The following is an 18,047-nucleotide window of genomic DNA, read 5'->3' as shown; positions in this document are numbered from 1 at the left end:
AGCCGCCGCGACGATTCGTGAGGAGCCTTCTTTGCCTCGTGAAGCCACACCCCGGCACTACCTGATGTGTGCGCCTGCCCACTTCAAGGTGACGTATTCCATCAATCCGTGGATGGATCCCAGCAAGCCCGTCGATCTGCCGCTGGCGCAGACCCAGTGGGAGGACCTGCGCGACCGCTACCGCGCCCTCGGCCACACCGTCGACCTGCTGGACCCCCGCCCCGACCTGCCGGACATGGTCTTCGCGGCGAACGGGGCCACGGTCATCGACGGCCGGGTGCTGGGCGCCCGCTTCGCGTACCAGGAGCGGTTCGAGGAGGCGGCCGTCCACCGCGACTGGTTCGTCGGTCACGGCTTCACCGAGGTGTGTGAGCCCGATCACGTCAACGAGGGTGAGGGCGACTTCGCGGTGACCGCCTCCTACGTGCTGGCGGGCCGGGGCTTCCGGTCCTCGCCGCTCTCGCACGCGGAGGCGCAGGAGTTCTTCGGGCGGCCGGTGATCGGCCTGGACCTGGTCGACCCGCGCTACTACCACCTGGACACGGCCCTGAGCGTCCTCGACGACGCGGCCGACGAGGTCATGTACTACCCGCCGGCCTTCTCGCCGGGCAGCCGGGCGGTGCTGGCGCGGCTCTTCCCCGACGCGCTGATCGCCGAGGAGCCGGACGCCGCCGCGCTCGGCCTCAACGCGGTGAGCGACGGGCTGCACGTGCTGCTGCCCCAGGCGGCGACGGGTCTGTTCGACCCGTTGCGGGCGCGCGGCTTCGAGCCGGTGCCGATGGACCTGAGCGAGCTGCTGAAGGGCGGCGGCAGCGTGAAGTGCTGTACGCAGGAGCTGCGGGCCTAGGCGGCGTCATGCGGGGGCGGCCAGGGGTCGCCCCAGTCGGTGTCCCGGGCGGCGCGGTACAGGGCGCCGTGCCGCTTGGTGACGGTGTCGCGCCGCAGGCCCTCGTCGCGGGTGCAGAGGTCGAGGAGGACCTGGCCCTTGCGGATCTGGGGCCTGCGGACGACCCGGGCGGCCACCGGCTCGGGCGTGAACCGGGTGGCGACGACGTAGCTGAACTTCTCGTCCTCGTACGCCAGTGATCCGCCCTTGACCTGCCGGTGCAGGGACGAGCGGCTGACCCGGGCCGAGAAGTGGCACCAGTCCGTGCCCGGCTCGATGGGGCAGGTGCCGCTGTGCGGGCAGGGCGCGGCGACGGTGAGCCCGGCGGCGACGAGCCGGTCACGGGCCTCGATGATCCGGGCGTAGCCGCCGGGGGTGCCGGCCTCGACGACCACGACGGCCTGTCCGGCCGCGGCGGCGGCGTCCACGAGCGCGGTGCGGGCGGGGACGGTCAGCTCGTTGAGCACGTAGGAGACCGTGACCAGGTCCGCGGGCGCGAGGGCGAGGTCGGTGCCGATACGGGCCCGCTGCCAGTCCGCCGTGCGCAGGGCGGGCAGTCCGGAGGCGGCGGCCAGTTCGCGGCCGAGGGCGAGCGCGGGTTCGGCCCAGTCCAGGACGGTGGTGCGGTGGCCCTCCCACTCCCCCGCGACGGCCCAGCTCGCCGCCCCGGTGCCGCCGCCGACGTCGGTGTGGGTGGCGGGCGCCCAGTCGGGGGCGGCCTCGCGCAGGGCGTCGAGGGCGGACCGTACCGCCTCGAAGGTGGCGGGCATCCGGTACGCGGCGTACGCGACCACGTCCGAGCGGTCGCGGAGCACCGGCGCGTCGGTGGGAATCGTGCCCCGGTAGTGGGCGATGAGCCGGTCGACGGCCTGGCCCGCCTGCTTGGGCGGCAGCCCGTCCAGGAGTCCGGCGAGAGCCGCGCGCAGGGCGTCCGCGGTGGGGAGGGTGGCGTTCACCGAGGAATTGTAGGCGGGCCGGGGCCGCCGTCAGATCGCGGAGGGCTGCCGCCAGGGGCGGCAGAGGCCGAGGAAGCACACCAGGGCTCCGGCCGCGCAGACCAGCTGGACGACGGCCATGGGGACCGCGGTCTCCTCGCCGGCGATCCCGACGAGCGGGGAGGCGATGGCGCCGATGAGGAACTGCGAGGTGCCGAGCAGCGCGGAGGCCGATCCGGCGGCGTGCTTGGTGCGCATCAGGGCCTGGGCGTTGGTGTTGGGCATCGCCAGGCCCATCGCCGACATCAGCACGAAGAGCCCGGCGGCCACCGGCACGAGACCGACGTCGCCGAAGACCCCGGAGGTCATCAGGAGCAGCGCGGTCGCGGCGGCGACGATGACGACGAGCCCGCAGGTGAGGGCCTTGTCGAGGCTGACCCGGCCGACGAGCAGCTTGCCGTTGATCTGTCCGACGGTGATCAGCCCGACGGAGTTGATGCCGAAGAGCAGGCTGAAGGTCTGCGGGGACGCCCCGTAGATCTCCTGGATGACGAACGGCGAGGCGCTCACGTACGCGAAGAGGGCGGCGAAGGCGAGGCTGCCCGCGATCATGTAGCCGGTGAAGGCCCGGTCGGCGAGCAGACCGCGCATCGTGCGCAGCGCGTCGCGGACGCCGCCGGTGTGGCGCTCCGCGGGCGGCAGGGTCTCGCCGAGCCACTTCCAGACGACGAAGGTGAGCAGCAGCCCGACGACGGTGAGGACGCCGAAGATGCCGCGCCAGTCGGTGAGGCGCAGGACCTGTCCGCCGATGACCGGGGCGATGACGGGGGCGACGCCGGAGATCAGCATCAGCGTCGAGAAGAACCGGGCCATCGCGACGCCGTCGTACATGTCGCGCACCACGGCGCGGGCGATGACGATGCCGGCCGCGCCGGCGAGGCCCTGGATCAGGCGGAAGGCGATGAGGAGCCCGGCGGACGGGGCGAAGATGCAGAGCGCGGTGGCCAGGACGTAGACGGCCATGCCGAGGAGCAGCGGGCGGCGCCTGCCCCAGCGGTCGCTCATCGGTCCGACGACGACCTGGCCGAGCGCCATGCCGGTGAGGCAGGCGGTCAGGGTGAGCTGGACCGTGGCGGCGGGGGCGTGCAGCGAGTCCGTGACGGCCGGAAGGGCCGGGAGGTACATGTCCATCGACAGCGGCGGGAGCGCCGTGAGGCCGCCGAGGACGAGGGTGACGAGGAGGCCGGTGCGCCGGGCGGCGGCAGTGGCCTTGCCGGGGAGGGGTGCCCCCTGCGGGGCGGTGTCGGTGGTGCGTATGTGCTGGGCCCGGCTGACGCCGCTCTCCGGCATTCTCATCTCCATAGTTGTTGAATCCGGCTCTATGCTCTCAGCTCGGCGGGGATGGTCGACACCTTTTTGGGAGCGTGCATGAGCAGGACTGTCCGTTGGGGCGTGCTGGCGACCGGCGGGATCGCGGCGACGTTCACCGCCGATCTCCAGGCCGTGCCGGGTGCGGAGGTGGTGGCCGTGGCGTCCCGCTCGGAAGCCTCGGCGCGGGCGTTCGCGGAGCGGTTCGGGATACCGAGGGCGTACGGAGACTGGGCGGGTCTGGTCGCGGACGACGAGGTCGACGTGGTGTACGTGGCCACGCCGCACTCCGCGCACCGGGAGGCCGCCGCGCTCGCGCTGGAGGCCGGGAAGCACGTGCTGTGCGAGAAGGCGTTCACGCTGAACGAGCGCGAGGCGCGGGAGCTGGTGAAGCTCGCCCGGGACCGCGGGGTCTTCCTGATGGAAGCGATGTGGACGTACTGCAACCCGGTGATCCGCCGCCTCACCGAGCTGGTGCGGGACGGGGCGATCGGCGAGATCCGCACCGTGCAGGCCGACTTCGGCTTCGCGGCGGACCTGGGCCCGGACCACCGGCTGCGCGATCCCCGGCTGGGCGGCGGGGCGCTGCTGGACCTGGGCGTGTACCCGGTGTCGTTCGCGCATCTGCTGCTGGGCGAGCCGGACCGGGTGCAGGCGGACGCGCTGCTGTCGCCGGAGGGCGTGGACCTGAACACCGGGATGCTGCTGGGCTGGGACTCGGGGGCCAACGCGCTGCTGTCCTGCTCGATCGTCGGGCACCACCCGACGGCCGCCACGGTGATCGGGACGGCCGGGCGCATCGACATCCCGCACAGCTTCTTCCACCCGGAGGGCTTCGTGCTGCGCCGGGACGGTGCCGAGCCGGAGGAGATCACCTCGGGCCCGGGTCCGCAGGGCCTGTCGGGAATGCAGTACGAGGCGGCCGAGGTGATGCGCGCGGTCCTGGCGGGCGAGACGGAGTCCCCGCTGGTGCCGCTGGAGGGCTCGCTCGCGGTGATGCGGACGCTCGACGCGGTACGTGACCGCATCGGCGTCCGCTACCCGGTGGACGCTCTCTAGGCGGGCTTGAGGCCGGGGGCGCCGGCTTCGGTGACGTAGGAGCCGGCGGTGGTGACGGGGGCGCCGGGCTTGGTGACGGCCGAGACCGTACGGAAGTCGGCGCGTGCCGCCCGCTCCTGGAGGGTGACGACGGCGTAGCCGCGGCGCCCGTTGTAGAACTTCAGGTGCGGGTTGGCCGCCATCAGGTTGTTGTAGTTGGACGGCTTCTCGGAGCCGTCCTTCCCGCTGGTGACGGACGTCGTGACGATCTCGGTGCCGATGGTGCGGGACGCCGGGTCGTCGAAGTCCCGCTTGATGTCGAAGCCGTAGCTGACGTGCACGTCGCCGGTGAGGACCATGAGGTTGTCCACGCCGACGCGTTCGGCGCCCTGCAGGATGCGGTCGCGGGAGGCCGGGTAGCCGTCCCAGGAGTCCATGGACAGCTTGAACGCGTCGGTGGGCACGTCGCGCCGCTGGGCGAAGGTGACCTGCTGGGGCACGACGTTCCAGGTGGCGTGCGAGTGGCGCCAGCCGTCGATGAGCCAGCGCTCCTGGGTGGCGCCGGTCAGCGTGCGCCTCGGGTCCTCGGACTCGGGACCGGGCGTCTGCCAGCCGTCGCCGTACGCCTGGTCGCTGCGGTACTGCCGGGTGTCGAGCACGTCGAACTGGGCGAGCCGGCCGAAGCTCAGGCGGCGGTAGAGCCGCATGTCGGGGCCGGTCGGCCGCTGGGGCGTGCGCAGCGGCTGGTTCTCCCAGTACGCGCGGTACGCGGCGGCCCGGCGGATCAGGAACTCCTCGGGGGGCACGCTGTTCTCGGGGGTGTCCCCCGCGTAGTTGTTCTCGGTCTCGTGGTCGTCCCAGGTGACGACGAAGGGGTGCGCGGCGTGGGCGGCGCGCAGGTCGGGGTCGGACTTGTAGAGGGCGTACCGCAGCCGGTAGTCCTCCAGCGTCATCGTCTCCCGGTTGAACAGGGCGGGCAGGGTGCGGTCGGTGTAGTTGCGGGCGCCGCCGGTCGCGGTGACGGCGTACTCGTAGAGGTAGTCGCCGAGGTGGAAGACGACGTCCACGTCCTCCTGGGCGAGGTGCCGGTACGCGGTGAAGTAGCCGTCGTGGTACGCCTGGCAGGAGACGGCGGCCAGGGACAGTTCCCGCTTGCGGGCGCCGGGCGCGGGTGCCGTACGGGTGCGGCCGGCCGGGCTGGTCCACTGTCCGGTGCGGAAGCGGTAGTAGAGGACGCGGTCCGGGGCGAGGCCCTGCACCTCGACGTGCACGCTGTGGTGGAACTCCGGGTGGGCGTACGTGGTGCCGCGCCGGACGACCCGGTGGAAGCGCTCGTCGTGGGCCAGCTCCCATCGGACCTCGAAGCGGGCGTCCGGCAGGCCGCTGCCGGGCTCGAACGGACGGGGCGCGAGCCGTGTCCACAGCAGCACGGAGCCGGGCAGCGGGTCGCCGGAGGCGACGCCGAGCGTGAACGGGTCCTCGACGATCCGCCGGCCGTCCATCTCGCTCGCGGCAGCGGTCCCGACGGCGGGCAGCCCGACCGAGAAGGCGAGCGCGGCGGCGGCTCCGGTGACTGTGAGGAAGCGGCGGCGGTCGGTGTGCCGGGCGGCGTCGCGCATCTCCTGCTGTGGCGATGAGTGCGTCATCTGTCCCTCCCCTGACTGGTGGTGTGGGGGAAGTCCAGCGGCCCGGCGCATCCGCAGCCTGTCGTGTTCGCGTCGCGCGGGCGTCGCCCGGATGAGAAGTGCGCCAGGATGGTGCCCCCGGGGGCAAACTCCGCGTTCGCGGCGAAACGATGATCATCGAGCGGGGGCGCGGCGGCGCGGGAATCGCCGGGAGTTTCCCGCGAATTCACCCCACGGGGTTGCCTCCGGCGAGGCGGCGCCGTCGCCCCGGTCCGCGCGGGCGCTGTGCTCGGCGGCCGTGCTGCTGGGCGCCGCGTCCGGACCGGCCGGGGGAAGCGGTGGTGGACGGAGCCGCTGGGGGCGCCCGTCTCCTGGGCGACGGCCGATGCTGAATCGGGTTGGCCCGGTCGTGGAATCGGACGCGCCCGGGACCGTACACCCGCCTGCTGCGTCTGCTCGCGGCTGCTGCCCGTGGCGGCGCACCGGGGCGCGGCAGCGCTGCTGGGGCAGGCCCCGGAACCCGGCGTGGACGTTCCCGGCCGAGGGGTGCGCACTGCGCGTACGCTGCGGCGGCATGAGCAACAATCTGTTGAACTCCACGAAGGACTCCGCCCCGCGCACGGCCGTGGTCACGGGCGCCGGCTCCGGCATCGGCCGCGCGGTGGCGCTCGCGCTGGCCGGCGCGGGCTGGTCGGTGGCGCTCGCGGGCCGGCGCCCCGGTCCGCTCGCCGGGACCGCCGCCCTGGCGGGCCCCGAGGCCCGGCTGATCACCGTCCCGGCCGACGTGACGCGCCCGCAGGACGTGGACGCGTTGTTCTCCTCCGTACGGGAGTGCTTCGGGCACCTGGACCTGCTCTTCAACAACGCGGGGACCTTCGGCCCGGGCGGCCCCGTCGAGGAGCTGGCGTACGAGGACTGGCGCGGGGTCGTCGACGTGAACCTCACGGGGGCGTTCCTCTGCGCGCAGGCCGCGTACCGGCAGATGAAGGAACAGGACCCGCAGGGCGGACGCATCATCAACAACGGCTCCGTCTCCGCGCACACGCCCCGCCCGCACTCGGTCGCGTACACCGCGACGAAGCACGCGGTCACCGGCCTGACGAAGTCTCTGTCGCTCGACGGGCGCCCGTACCGCATCGCCTGCGGCCAGATCGACATCGGCAACGCGGCGACGGACATGACGGAACGGATGCGGACGGGGACCCTCCAGGCCAACGGCGAACTGGTCGTGGAGCCGGTGATGGCGGCCGACGACGTGGCCCGCACGGTGCTCCACATGGCGGACCTGCCGCTGGAGGCGAACGTCCAGTTCGCGACGGTGATGGCGACGGCGATGCCGTACGTGGGACGGGGCTGACGCACCCGGCGGGGCCGGGAATGCCGTCGGTGGCACGGTGGTTGAGCGGCACATGAGTGAGATTCCCGCGACGGACGTCCTGCGTTACACCGCCTTCTCCCCCGACCCCGAGGGCGGCAACCCCGCCGGGATCGTGCTCGACGCCTCCGGGTTCGACGACGCGGCCATGCTCGCCGTGGCGGCGGAACTGGGTTACAGCGAGTCGGCGTTCCTGACCGGCCGGACCGAGGCGGTGGAGCCCGGGGCGCGCGGCTACACGATCCGCTACTTCAGCCCGAAGGCGGAGGTGTCCTTCTGCGGACACGCCACGGTCGCCACGGCCCTCGCGCTCGCCGAGCGGGACGGGCCGGGCGAGCTGGAGTTCGCCACCCCCGCCGGTCCGGTGCCGGTCACCGTGGTCCGCGAGGACGGCGAGCTGCGGGCGACGCTGACCAGCGTGGAACCGAGCGTCGAGGACGTCGCGCCGGCGGACCTGGCGGAGGCGCTGGCGGCCCTGGACTGGCCGGCCGCCGACCTCGATCCGGCCCTGCCACCCAGGATCGCGTACGCCGGTGCCCGCCACCTCGTGCTGGCGGCGGGCACCCGGGAGCGGCTGGCCGCGCTGGACTACGACTTCGCGCGCCTCGAAGCGCTGATGCACCGGCTGGAGCTGACCACCGTGCAGCTCGTGTGGCGGGCCTCCGGCACGGTGTTCCACGTCCGCGACCCGTTCCCGGTCGGCGGAGTGGTCGAGGACCCGGCGACGGGCGCGGCGGCGGCCGCCTTCGGAGCGTACCTGCGCGCCCTCGCCCTCGTGCCGGAGGCCGCCGTGCTGACCCTGCACCAGGGCGAGGACATGGGCCGCCCCGGCACGCTCACCGTGACACTGCGGGCGGGCGACGCGCGGGTGCGGGTGAGCGGGACGGGCACCCGGCTGCCGGAACCGGCCTGAGCACGGGCCGGCCGGAGCCCGGAACCTGCCTGAGCCCGGAACCTGCCTGAGCCCGGAACCGGCGCGGGTCAGGACGGGCCGAACGCGCAGGTGAAGACGGTGCCGCCGTCCTGCACCGCCCGCACCAGCACCCCGCCGGCCGGGACGGTCGTCGCCTCGATCCAGCAGGGGACGTCCAGCTCCACGTACCGGAGGAAGTCGGACCGCACCGACACCGGGAGGAAGCCGGGCACGGTCGCGGTGGCGGCCTGCCGCGCCGCCTCCAGCAGCAGGATGCCGGGCACGTGGTCGTTGGGGCGGCCGAACAGCGTCGGGTGCCCGGTGTCGAGCCGCAGCGGCCACCGGCCGGGGCGCACGGCGGGCGCGAGGACGACGTCCCGCTCGCAGGCCCGGCCGGCCGCGCGCGGCGCGAGGGCCGGCGGGAGGGGTCCGGGGGCGGCGCCGGCCCGGTGGCCGCGCAGCCGTTGGTAGGCGGCGGCCGAGGTGCAGCTGATCCGGGAGCCGCAGGTGGCGAGGGTCCCGCCGTTCCGGCGCAGGACGAAGTCGACGCGCATCGAGCCGATGCTGCTGCCCCGGCGGCGGATGTCGGAGCAGGACACCTCCACCTCGATGTCCCAGGGCTCGTCGCCGAGCAGGAAGTGCTCGGCGGCGGTGGTGTAGTTCAGCTCCCACATCACGAACGCGTCCCCGAGCGGCACCCCGAGTTCGGCGTGGCAGACCAGCATGGCCGCCTGCCGCATCGTTTCGGCGATCAGCAGCGGGTCCTGGTGGCGGCCGCCCACGGGGGCGAAGAAGCGGTGGGCGCGCGGCCAGTGGGCGGGCACGTGGAACCGGGTGTCGCTCAGCCGGGTCACCCCGGTGGGGAACACGTCCTGCGGGTCCGCGCGGTGGACCAGCCGCCGGAAGTGTTCCCCGGTGACCTGCGAGGAGAACTGGATCATGGGGACTCCGATGCGAAGAGGCCGGGTGGCCCCCGCCCCGGTAGTGATCAGGCCAGTCTGCCCCGGCCCCGCCCTCAGTTTCCAGCCACCCCCTCGGGTCCACCCCTAGGCTGGCTCGGGCAACCGACCGTCAATGTTGTGACAGGAGTGACTGATGTCCGTTCACCGTGTGGTCCCGAACGTGCCGGTCGGCGGGGGTGACGCCGGATCGGATGGTTCCGCCCTGCGTGACAACGCCGCCTTCTACGGCATGCTCGGCTTCGAGGAGGTCATGAACCATGGCTGGATCATGACCCTTGCCTCGCCCACCCAGCCGGCCGCTCAGATCAGCTTCATGACGCGCGACGAGACCGGCCCCGTCAACCCGGACCTGAGCGTCGAGGTGGCGGACGTGGACGCCGTGCACGCCGCGCTGGTGCGCGAGGGGGCGGAGATCGTGTACGGCCCGCACGACGAGGAGTGGGGCGTGCGCCGGTTCTTCGTACGCGACCCGAACGGCAAGGTGGTCAACGTACTGACGCACCGCTGAGGCGCGGCGTCGTTGGACAGGGCGACCGGGACCGTCCGGTCGACTGCCTCCGACGCACCACGCCGAAAGGTGACCCCATGCCCCAGCCACCCTTCTTCCTGTCGCCCCCGGCACCCCCGGAACCGGCCGCGCCGCGCGTCCCGGGCGCCGGTGCCGGGCGGGCGCTGCTGCCACCGGAGGAGTACGTCCGCTCGGTGCCCAAGTCGACCGGTTTCGCCTGCGTCTTCTTCACCGACGCACACGACCGCCCGGTGCAGTTGCGGGCCACGTACTCGCGGACGCACCCGTGGCAGTTCCCCGGCGGGACGATGGACCACGGCGAGCGGCCCTGGGAGACGGCGCGGCGGGAGTGCCGCGAGGAGACGGGCATCGAGGTGCCGGGGCCGCCGCGCCTGCTGGCCACGGTCTTCGGCCCTCCCGGCGCCGACTGGCCGTACCCCACCTGGGGATGCGTGTTCGACGGCGGCCGGCTGACGGACGAGCGGATTCGCTCGCTCGTCCTGGACCCGCACGAACACGACGCGGTCCTGGCCCTCCCCCTGGAGGAGTGGCGTCCGCTGATGCCCTCGCAGGACTTCGCCCGTCTGGAATCGGTGCTGACGGCGCGCCTCACGGGCACGGCCGCCTACTTCGACACGTGGGGGTGGGGCGACGGCTGAGCGGCGCCGGGGGCAGTGGAGGGCTGAACGGCGGCTGAAACGGCGGGGATCCCCCTCAGCCCCCGATCAGCCGCTCCACGGCCTCCGCCGTCCTGGCCGCGCCGTCCTCGCCCGCCATGTGCTCGGCACCCCGGGCGGCGGCCTTCGCGTAGTCCCCCTGCCGGACGACCCGGTCCAGGGCGTCGGCCAGCCGTTCGGCGGTCAGGGCCAGGCGGTTGCCGAGGCGCCCGAGCGAGCGGGAGCCGGTGACGACGGGCGGGAAGTCGCCGTAATAACTCATCCACCTGCCCTTTCGTCGTCACGGCCGATCATCGGGCCTGACGTCGGGGGAGGGCCGAACCGGGCCGGTCCGAGCACGGGGGGCGGGCGTTCCGGAGGAGCCGCACGGCGGGCCGGAGCGGCCCGGCGGGGTCGCTCCCCCACCGGGCCGCGGGCCTGCGCGCGTGGTCAGGCCGCGCACACTCCGAGGTCCTCCCAGACGCCCCACTCGCCGGTGGTGCCGGGCTTGTCGCCCTTCACCCACCACTTGGCGCGCCAGGTGTGTCCGTCGTGCGAGACGGTGTCGCCGCCGGTGTACACGGCTTCGGTGCTCCACAGCGGCACGGTGCAGTCGCCCGGGTCGCCGCCGTCGCCGCCGCCGGGGTTGCCGCCGTCACCGCCGCCGTTCTCACCGGTGGAGCCGATGTTGACGTCGACGCACGCGTAGAAGGCGTTGGCGGTGTCGGCGACGTTCCAGACGGCGAGCACCTTCTGCCGCCCGGTGAAGCTGCCGAAGTCCACCTCCTGGCTCACGTCGGCGGGCGGCTGGGCGTGATTGCCGGCGAACTCGGCGATCTTCTGGTCGCCGATGAAGTACTGCCAGTTGTCCGTGGCGTGACGGGCCGTGTGGTGCCAGGTGAAGGTGTACGTCTTGCCGACCGGGGTGACCTGCCAGCCCTTGCTGTCGTCGTCCAGCTCGGCGAACGCCGCGTTGCCGCCGCTGCAGCTCTTGAGGCCCTTCGGCCCCTCGACGCTCTGCGGCTCGTACTTGATCTGGCCGCAGTCGACGACACCCGCGGCGCACTGGGCCTGCCGGCTGGTGGGGGCGGTCACCCAGCCGTGGGCGCTCGCGATGCCGGCCTGCACGCCGAGGGCGAGCACGGGGGCGACCAGCGCTCCGACGGAGACGGCCATCCGACGCTTGGCGTTCATGCCACATCACTTCCTTCGCTCGTACGGAGGCCGGGCGCTCGCCTGCGGCACATGGGCACCCCTGGTCCAGACCTGGCCGATGCAGGTCTAGACCTTAGTGACGGACAAGGCCCGGTCAAGGGGTTGAGCCACGTCGGTTCGCGCCTCCGCTTTTCAGGATCGAATGGTTCGTCACCGCAGTACTCGCACCCCCACTTTTAAGTGATCCTTAAGCCCCTGGTCACCGGCGGCGCCCGGCGGCCGCCCGATACCGACGCACCCTCCGCGTGCCCCACACACCGTCAAATTGGTCTAGTCCTAATCTCGTTGGAATCGTTGACGCGCAGGTCACGGGCTGGTTATCACTGCTCCAGCCCATCCACAGCACCACCCGCTCCCCCGCTGGAGGCCGTACGTGCACCCCCGTAAAACTCTTATCGCCGCGCTGTTGAGCACGGCCCTCGTCACCGGCGGCCTCGCCGCGACCGTCGGCATCGGCTCCGCGCAGGCGGCCGACGCACCGGCCTCCGCTTCCGCCGGCGACGTGCGCATCGCGTACTACGACCAGTGGAGCGTCTACGGCAACGCCTTCTACCCGAAGCAGCTCGACACCCGGGGCATCGCCGGCCAGCTGGACATCATCAACTACTCGTTCGGCAACATCCACCCCACCGACCTCACCTGCTTCGAGGCCAACAAGGCGGCGGGCGACGACAACAACCCCAACGCGGGTGACGGCGCGGGCGACTCGTACGCCGACTACCAGAAGTCCTTCAGTGCGGCGGACAGCGTCGACGGCGTGGCCGACAAGTGGGACCAGCCGATCGTGGGCGTCTTCAACCAGTTCAAGGAACTGAAGGCGAAGTACCCCCACCTGAAGATCAACATCTCGCTGGGCGGCTGGTCCTACTCCAAGTACTTCAGCGACGCGGCGAAGACGGACGCGAGCCGCAAGAAGCTCGTCTCCTCCTGCATCGACCAGTACATCAAGGGAAACCTCCCGGTCGAGGGCGGCTTCGGCGGCGCCGGCTCGGCGGCCGGGATCTTCGACGGCATCGACATCGACTGGGAGTACCCCGCCTCCGCGGGCGGCCACCTGGGCAACCACTACGCGCCCGAGGACAAGCAGAACTTCACCCTCCTGCTCGCGGAGTTCCGCAAGCAGCTCGACGCGTACGGCGCTGCCAACGGCGGCAAGAAGTACCTGCTGACCGCCGCCTTCGGGGCCGGCCAGGACAAGATCGCGAACATCGAGACCGACAAGATCGGCCAGTACCTCGACTACGCGAACCTGATGACGTACGACATGCACGGCGCCTGGGACGGGGACGGGCCGACGTACCACCAGTCCCCGCTCCACTCCGGCAGCAACGACCCGTCCGACCCGGTCGCGCCCGGCACCGAGAAGTACTCGATCGACAACGCGGTCGACTCCTGGCTCGACGGCAAGCCCGCCTACGGCATCGCCGGCGGCTTCCCCGCGAACAAGCTGACCCTGGGCTACGAGTTCTACTACCGAGGCTGGAAGGGCGTCCCGGAGGGCTCCACCCACGGTCTGGCCCAGTCCGCGACCGGCGGCTCCTCCCCCCGCCCGCTGAGCCAGCAGGCCGGCATCGCGCACTACAAGGAGCTCGGCGGCATCGTCGACAACCCGGCGACCACCTACTGGGACGACCAGGCGAAGGCGTCCTACTTCTACAAGGACGGCGAGTTCTTCACGGGCCTGGACCAGAAGTCCATCCAGGCCCGGGCGGACTACGGCAAGCAGCGCGGTCTGGCCGGCGCGATGATGTACTCCCTGCTCGGCCTGGACGAGAACGCGACCCTGCTGAAGCAGATCAACACCGCGATCGGCGGCACCACCACCGGCCCCACCACCCCGCCGACCACCGACCCGACCACCCCGCCCACCACCGGCCCCACGGACCCGCCCGCCACCGGCTGCGGCTCGGCCCCGGCGTACGTGGCCGGCACGGTCTACAACGCGGGCAACGAGGTCTCCTACAACGGCCACAAGTACAAGGCCCAGTGGTGGACCCAGAACGAGACCCCCGGCAGCACCGGCGACTGGGGCGTCTGGAAGGACCTGGGCGCCTGCTGAACGCCCTGCCCCACCGAGGGCCCCGCCGGTGCGCGCACCGGCGGGGCCCTCGGCCGTACGGGACCGGGACGACTGGGAAAGACTGCCCCCATGAGAGACATCGTGTTCACGCGCGGGAGCGGCTGGATGCCCGCCGTGGTCCGCGAGGACGGTGCGCTGCGGCAGATGCTGGGCGCGGGGGCCGACGCCAACCACGAGCCCCGCACGTTCACCTTCCCGATCGGGGAGACCCACCTCGCCGTGATCCGGGAGGATCTGGCCCGGCACCTGCTGCTGTGGAGCGCGGTCCTCCCGCTGTGCGATGCCGCCGGCACCCGCGGACGGCTTGACGAGGACGCCGCCGTCGCGCTCTTGGACCCGGTCCTGCTCGCACCGCCGGCGGACGTCGACGCGCTCTTCCGGCGCGTCCCGTGGGAGCGGGGCCGGCTCGTCGCCCACGGCGCCGACATCGGCCTGCTCGACCGCGGCCAGGTCGTCGCCGCGATGCGTACGGCGACGGAGACGTCCGACGGAAAGCGGGCCCAGGAGGACCACGCACAGCACCGCCGGGCCGAACGCGGCACCGTACTCGGCCCGCTCGACACCGCGCTCCTGCGGTACACGAACCAGTACCTGCACGGCGCCACGATCCCGAGGCGCACCCCCGGCGCCGTCGACCCCGCCCTGTTGCCCCAGGTCATGCGGGTGCTCGCCACCGCGGAACACGCGTGCGCCGGCCTGTGCATCGGCCGCGACCCGCGCCGCGGAAAGCACGCCACGGACAAGCGGGACTGGACACGCATGGAGACGGCGGCCGGGACGGCCGTACGCCGCGCCCACCCCGGACTCGTCGACGAGGCGGTGCGCGCCGTGAGTTTCCTGCTGTGCTCGGAGGCTGCGGACCTGTCCCGGAACACCCCCATGGACGACGACGGCCGGCCCACGAGAAGGACCCCCCTGTCGTTCACCGACGACAAGGACACCGAGACGACCTGGCGCCCGGGCAACTCCCTGAGCGCCACCGCGGAGTTCTGGGAGTTCGTCGCCGCCCGCGCCGCCTCGGACAACGAGGTGTTCACGATCGAGGACGAGAAGCGCGGCGAGGGAATCCAGCTCCATTTCTACGCGGACTCCGCAGCCCGGATCACGACACTGCGCGAAGGCCGGGACGGCGCGGACCCGGAGTACCGGGTCGAGTACACCCTGATCGACGGCATGAGCGGCTACCGGTCCCTGGTCGGCGCCTTCGTCCGCGGCGGCTGCGCCGGCCTCGGGGAGCACGGGCCGTGGATCCCGGACGTCACGGAGTTCGAGCGGGCACGCCGGCGCCGCGACGCGGAGCGGCGCGGGCGGTAGCCGCGCGGGGAAGCGGCAGACGAGTCGGGCTGTACGCCGGGTTCTGTCGCCCGGTCGCCTCGCGGCGGCCGGGGAGACGGCCATCCATCTAGGACCGGCATTGCTGCCGGCCTCGTGCGGTCTACCCGCGAACTCGGGCGGGCAGCCCTCGAACGTTCGCGCAGGAGCACCAAGGCGCTCCCTCTTGACCTTGCTCCGGGTGGGGTTTACCTAGCCGCCTGAGTCACCTCAGACGCTGGTGGTCTCTTACACCACCGTTTCACCCTTACCCGGGACCGAGGTCCCGGGCGGTCTGTTTTCTGTGGCACTGTCCCGCGGGTCACCCCGGGTGGCCGTTAGCCATCACCCTGCCCTGTGGAGCCCGGACGTTCCTCGGGAGGATCCGAAGATCCCCACGCGGCCGTCCGCCCGGCTCGTCTGCCGTGGAGCCCATGCTACCCGGCCGGGAGGGGTGGCTCAGAGGAAGTCCTCGGTCTTCAGCTCCAGGTCGAAGGGGGGCGGCAGGCGGACCGGCTTCCCGAAGGGCACGGTGCAGTGCTGGCGGTAGTCGTCGCCCTCCGGATCACGGAACAGCGTCACCGAGGACTCCTCCCGGTCGACCAGTAGGTACAGCGGGATCGGGCCCCTCGCGTAGCAGTGCCGCTTGGCCTCCCGGTCGGCGGCCGGCTTGGAGGACGTGACCTCCACGACCAGCGCCACCCCCTCGCACGGCATCCACGGGTCCGCACCCCGGTAGAGCCGGAGCGCCGTCGGGGCGAACGTGCCGTCCGGGATGGCGTGGTTCTTCGGGCAGCCTCCGCCGCTTCTCAGCTTCAGGCCCTTGTTCCCGGAGAAGTCCATGTCGGTCGTCGCGTGCCTGACGACCTGCTTCAAGATCACACTGATGTAGTCCTCATGATCCCCGTCCGGTGGCGGTGTCCCGACGATCTCCCCCTCGATCAGCTCCGCCCGGAAGCCCTCCGGCGTATCCAGCGCCAGGAAGCCCTCAAGCAGGACGTCCGCCTGCGAGAGCGGTTCGTGCGGCATGGCAGACATGTCACGCCCCTTCCTCGGTCGCTCGCCAGAGTGGGCCATCGCGGAACCAGCCGTCCGTGAGATGGGAGTCTTTCCCCCGATCGTGGCACAGGACGACGTCATGACGTCAGAGGCGGCCCGACGCCAGCGCCGTGATGCCCGCCGTCCAGGCCGTGGTGACCGCCTCCGGGGTGGGGAAGCGGTCGTTGAGTTCCATCAGGACCATGCCGTGGGCGAAGGCCCAGGCCGCGCGGGCCAGGGGTTCGTCCGGGGCCAGGGCGCGGAAGAGCGGGGCCGCGGCGCGTTCTTCGAGGTGCTGGGGGTGGGGGCGGGACGTGGTGAGGCGGTAGAGGTGGGGGTGGGCCACGGCGTGGGCGCGGTAGGCGGCGGCCAGGGCCGGGAAGGAGCCCGGGGCGGCCGTCTCCGCCGCTTCCAGGGCCTCGGCGGTCTCCGTCAGCATCGCGTCGGCCAGCGCGTTCACCACGGACGACTTGTCCGGGAAGTGCTTGTAGAGGGAGGGGGCCGTGATGCCCAGCCCGCCGGCGAGGCGGCGCATGGTCAGCGCGTCCGGGCCCTCCTGCTCCAGGAGCATGCGGGCGGCGGCCAGGATCTGGTGCTGGCGGGCGCGGTCGGTCACGCCGGTCCTTCCGTCGTACGGGGCGCGGGGGCCGAACTCGCGATCGTACGAGATGCCGTCAGGCCGGGGTGAACAGGGCCTTCGCCTTGCCCGGCGCCGCCTGTGCGAGGCGGACCCGCAGGCGCTCGCCCAGCGGAAGGGGCACGGGCCCCTCGATGCGCGCGACGATCGCCGGGTCGTCGATGTGGACGGTGCCGGTCGCGGGTTCGTTGTCCTTCACGTCCACCACGTACCCGTCGAACACCTCGCCCACCCGGTCCTTCAGCAGCGCGGCCTCGACCAGGTCGACGGACTCCCGCTCCACGGTGTTGGCGCGCCGGGTGCCCTCCGCCATCTCCTTGGGCAGCGCGGGCAGGGCGGCGAGGACCCATTCGGGAGGGTCGCGGTCCTCGCAGGCGGCGACGCACAGTTCGGCGGCGTACCGGTCGACGAGGCGGCGCAGCGGCGCGGTGCAGTGCGTGTACAGGTCCGCCACCGCCGCGTGCACGGCCGGGTCCGGCAGGTCGCCGTGGTCGAAGACCGTGTAGCCCGCGCCGCGCAGCAGGGTCGTGCACTCCTGGAGGAACGCCGCGTGGTCGGTGCGCCCCGGGTCGAGCGAGCGGACGACCTGGGCGTACGGGACGTGGTGCGGCCAGTCGATGCGCAGGGCCTCGGCGCTGCGGCGCAGCCGGGCCACCGCGCCGTCGGGCGCGATCGGCAGGGTGCGCAGGATGCCGGTGCCGCTCTCGGCCATCAGGCGGGCCGCCGCCATGCCCGTGAGCAGGGAGATCTGGGCGTTCCAGCCGTCGGCGGGGAGCGGGGCGCGGTATGCGAGGCCGTACGTGCCGTCGTGCTCGGTGATCTCCTGCTCGGGCACGCCCAGGGAGATGCCGCCCCGGGCCACCTCCTGCTCCTCGCGGAGCATGCCGACGTCCTTGAGCAGGGCGAGCGGTTCCTCGGCGGTGCCGGCGTCGATCTGCCGCTGGACGCCCGCGTAGTCCAGCTTGGCGCGACTGCGTACGAGGGCCCTGCGCACCCGGGTCGCCCCCGCCCGGCCCTCCGGGTCCAGGTCGATCTCCCACAGGACGGCGGGGCGGACGCGGCCGGGCAGCAGGCTGGCGGCGTCCTCGGAGAGGATCTCCGGGTGCAGCGGCACCCTGCCGTCGGGGAAGTACAGCGTCGTCACCCGCCGGTGGGCCTCGGCGTCCAGCGCGCAGCCGGGGCGCACGAACGCGGCGACGTCCGCGATGGCGTAGTGCACGCGGTAGCCGTGGGCTCGCCGCTCCAGGTGCATCGCCTGGTCGAGGTCCGTGGACGCGGGCGGGTCGATGGTGAGGAACGGGATGTCCGTCGCGTCGGCGTGCCCGGCGAGTTCCGGACCGCGCGCGGCGTCCGCCGCCTCGGCGAGCACGTCGGGCGGGAAGTCGTCGGGCAGCGACAGTTCGGTGCGCAGCCCGCGCAGGGCCGCCCGCAGCGGGGTCTCGGCTGCGCCGGTCATGTGCAGGAGGCGGCGGGGCATGGTCCCGAGCGTAGGGCGGGGCG

General features: G+C 72.7%; 17 protein-coding genes and 1 other RNA gene. 8 read left to right on the top strand and 10 right to left on the bottom strand.

Going from position 1 to position 18,047, the window contains the following annotated elements:
• Window positions 1-31 precede the first annotated feature (31 nt).
• Window positions 32-847: a dimethylargininase gene (gene ddaH / locus BLW14_RS22870; RefSeq protein ID WP_177154068.1), complete on the top strand. Its 816-nt coding sequence runs from the start codon at window positions 32-34 to the stop codon at window positions 845-847.
• Here the strand turns inward: ddaH and BLW14_RS22865 are convergent.
• Entirely contained in the window at window positions 844-1,842 is a 999-nt protein-coding gene (locus BLW14_RS22865) for a small ribosomal subunit Rsm22 family protein (RefSeq protein ID WP_093709061.1), read from the bottom strand. The genes ddaH and BLW14_RS22865 overlap by 4 nt on opposite strands.
• A 30-nt stretch (window positions 1,843-1,872) precedes the next feature.
• Window positions 1,873-3,171 (bottom strand): multidrug effflux MFS transporter, encoded by a 1,299-nt coding sequence (locus BLW14_RS22860; protein ID WP_093709060.1) that lies wholly within the window; start codon window positions 3,169-3,171, stop codon window positions 1,873-1,875.
• Window positions 3,172-3,249: 78 nt separating this feature from the next.
• Here BLW14_RS22860 and BLW14_RS22855 point away from each other — a divergent pair, with 78 nt between their 5' ends.
• A complete protein-coding gene (locus BLW14_RS22855; RefSeq protein WP_177154067.1) occupies window positions 3,250-4,248 on the top strand; it encodes a Gfo/Idh/MocA family protein in 999 nt (332 codons plus the stop codon).
• Here the strand turns inward: BLW14_RS22855 and BLW14_RS22850 are convergent.
• On the bottom strand, window positions 4,245-5,873 hold the full coding sequence (locus BLW14_RS22850) for an alkaline phosphatase D family protein (RefSeq protein WP_093709058.1): 1,629 nt from the start codon (window positions 5,871-5,873) through the stop codon (window positions 4,245-4,247). The genes BLW14_RS22855 and BLW14_RS22850 overlap by 4 nt on opposite strands.
• Before the next feature lie 553 nt (window positions 5,874-6,426).
• Here BLW14_RS22850 and BLW14_RS22845 point away from each other — a divergent pair.
• Window positions 6,427-7,209, top strand: a complete 783-nt coding sequence (locus BLW14_RS22845; protein ID WP_093709057.1) for an SDR family oxidoreductase — start codon at window positions 6,427-6,429, stop codon at window positions 7,207-7,209.
• Window positions 7,210-7,261: 52 nt separating this feature from the next.
• Window positions 7,262-8,140 carry a PhzF family phenazine biosynthesis protein gene (locus BLW14_RS22840; RefSeq protein ID WP_093709056.1) on the top strand — a complete coding sequence of 293 codons (879 nt, stop codon included), beginning with the start codon at window positions 7,262-7,264 and terminating at the stop codon, window positions 8,138-8,140.
• A 68-nt stretch (window positions 8,141-8,208) separates the two neighbouring features.
• On the opposite strand, the gene BLW14_RS22835 is transcribed toward BLW14_RS22840, so the two are convergent.
• The gene (locus tag BLW14_RS22835; protein WP_093709055.1) at window positions 8,209-9,081 is read right to left on the bottom strand and encodes a ScbA/BarX family gamma-butyrolactone biosynthesis protein; all 873 of its coding nucleotides are present in this window, start codon (window positions 9,079-9,081) and stop codon (window positions 8,209-8,211) included.
• A 154-nt stretch (window positions 9,082-9,235) separates the two neighbouring features.
• Between BLW14_RS22835 and BLW14_RS22830 the strand changes: the two genes are divergently transcribed.
• Window positions 9,236-9,610 carry a VOC family protein gene (locus tag BLW14_RS22830; protein WP_093709054.1) on the top strand — a complete coding sequence of 125 codons (375 nt, stop codon included), beginning with the start codon at window positions 9,236-9,238 and terminating at the stop codon, window positions 9,608-9,610.
• Between the two features lie 77 nt (window positions 9,611-9,687).
• The gene (locus BLW14_RS22825) at window positions 9,688-10,269 is read left to right on the top strand and encodes an NUDIX domain-containing protein (protein WP_093709053.1); all 582 of its coding nucleotides are present in this window, start codon (window positions 9,688-9,690) and stop codon (window positions 10,267-10,269) included.
• Window positions 10,270-10,324: 55 nt separating this feature from the next.
• Here BLW14_RS22825 and BLW14_RS22820 read toward each other — a convergent pair whose 3' ends face one another.
• Both BLW14_RS22820 and BLW14_RS22815 read right to left on the bottom strand, forming a co-directional pair.
• A complete protein-coding gene (locus BLW14_RS22820) occupies window positions 10,325-10,549 on the bottom strand; it encodes a hypothetical protein (RefSeq protein WP_093709052.1) in 225 nt (74 codons plus the stop codon).
• Window positions 10,550-10,716: 167 nt separating this feature from the next.
• The gene (locus BLW14_RS22815; protein WP_093709051.1) at window positions 10,717-11,460 is read right to left on the bottom strand and encodes a lytic polysaccharide monooxygenase; all 744 of its coding nucleotides are present in this window, start codon (window positions 11,458-11,460) and stop codon (window positions 10,717-10,719) included.
• Window positions 11,461-11,854: 394 nt separating this feature from the next.
• Here BLW14_RS22815 and BLW14_RS22810 point away from each other — a divergent pair, with 394 nt between their 5' ends.
• Complete coding sequence (locus BLW14_RS22810) at window positions 11,855-13,540, top strand: glycosyl hydrolase family 18 protein (RefSeq protein WP_093709050.1); 1,686 nt, start codon at window positions 11,855-11,857, stop codon at window positions 13,538-13,540.
• 90 nt (window positions 13,541-13,630) lie between these two features.
• A complete protein-coding gene (locus tag BLW14_RS22805) occupies window positions 13,631-14,875 on the top strand; it encodes a DUF6357 family protein (RefSeq protein WP_093709049.1) in 1,245 nt (414 codons plus the stop codon).
• A gap of 16 nt (window positions 14,876-14,891) precedes the next feature.
• Here BLW14_RS22805 and rnpB read toward each other — a convergent pair.
• From rnpB to BLW14_RS22785, 4 genes are all read right to left on the bottom strand, one after another.
• Window positions 14,892-15,291: RNase P RNA component class A (gene rnpB / locus BLW14_RS22800), an RNA gene on the bottom strand.
• 40 nt (window positions 15,292-15,331) lie between these two features.
• Window positions 15,332-15,901 (bottom strand): Uma2 family endonuclease, encoded by a 570-nt coding sequence (locus BLW14_RS22795; RefSeq protein ID WP_093709048.1) that lies wholly within the window; start codon window positions 15,899-15,901, stop codon window positions 15,332-15,334.
• A 115-nt stretch (window positions 15,902-16,016) separates the two neighbouring features.
• On the bottom strand, window positions 16,017-16,526 hold the full coding sequence (locus tag BLW14_RS22790; protein ID WP_093709047.1) for a TetR/AcrR family transcriptional regulator: 510 nt from the start codon (window positions 16,524-16,526) through the stop codon (window positions 16,017-16,019).
• Between the two features lie 58 nt (window positions 16,527-16,584).
• Window positions 16,585-18,003 carry an RNB domain-containing ribonuclease gene (locus BLW14_RS22785; RefSeq protein WP_093710822.1) on the bottom strand — a complete coding sequence of 473 codons (1,419 nt, stop codon included), beginning with the start codon at window positions 18,001-18,003 and terminating at the stop codon, window positions 16,585-16,587.
• Between the last annotated feature and the right edge of the window lie 44 nt (window positions 18,004-18,047).

The sequence above is a fragment of the Streptomyces sp. 2131.1 genome (assembly GCF_900105515.1).
Classification (GTDB): domain Bacteria; phylum Actinomycetota; class Actinomycetes; order Streptomycetales; family Streptomycetaceae; genus Streptomyces; species Streptomyces drozdowiczii.
The sequence above is the reverse complement of the archived record's forward strand: the minus strand, read 5'-3'. Positions and strand labels throughout refer to the sequence as shown.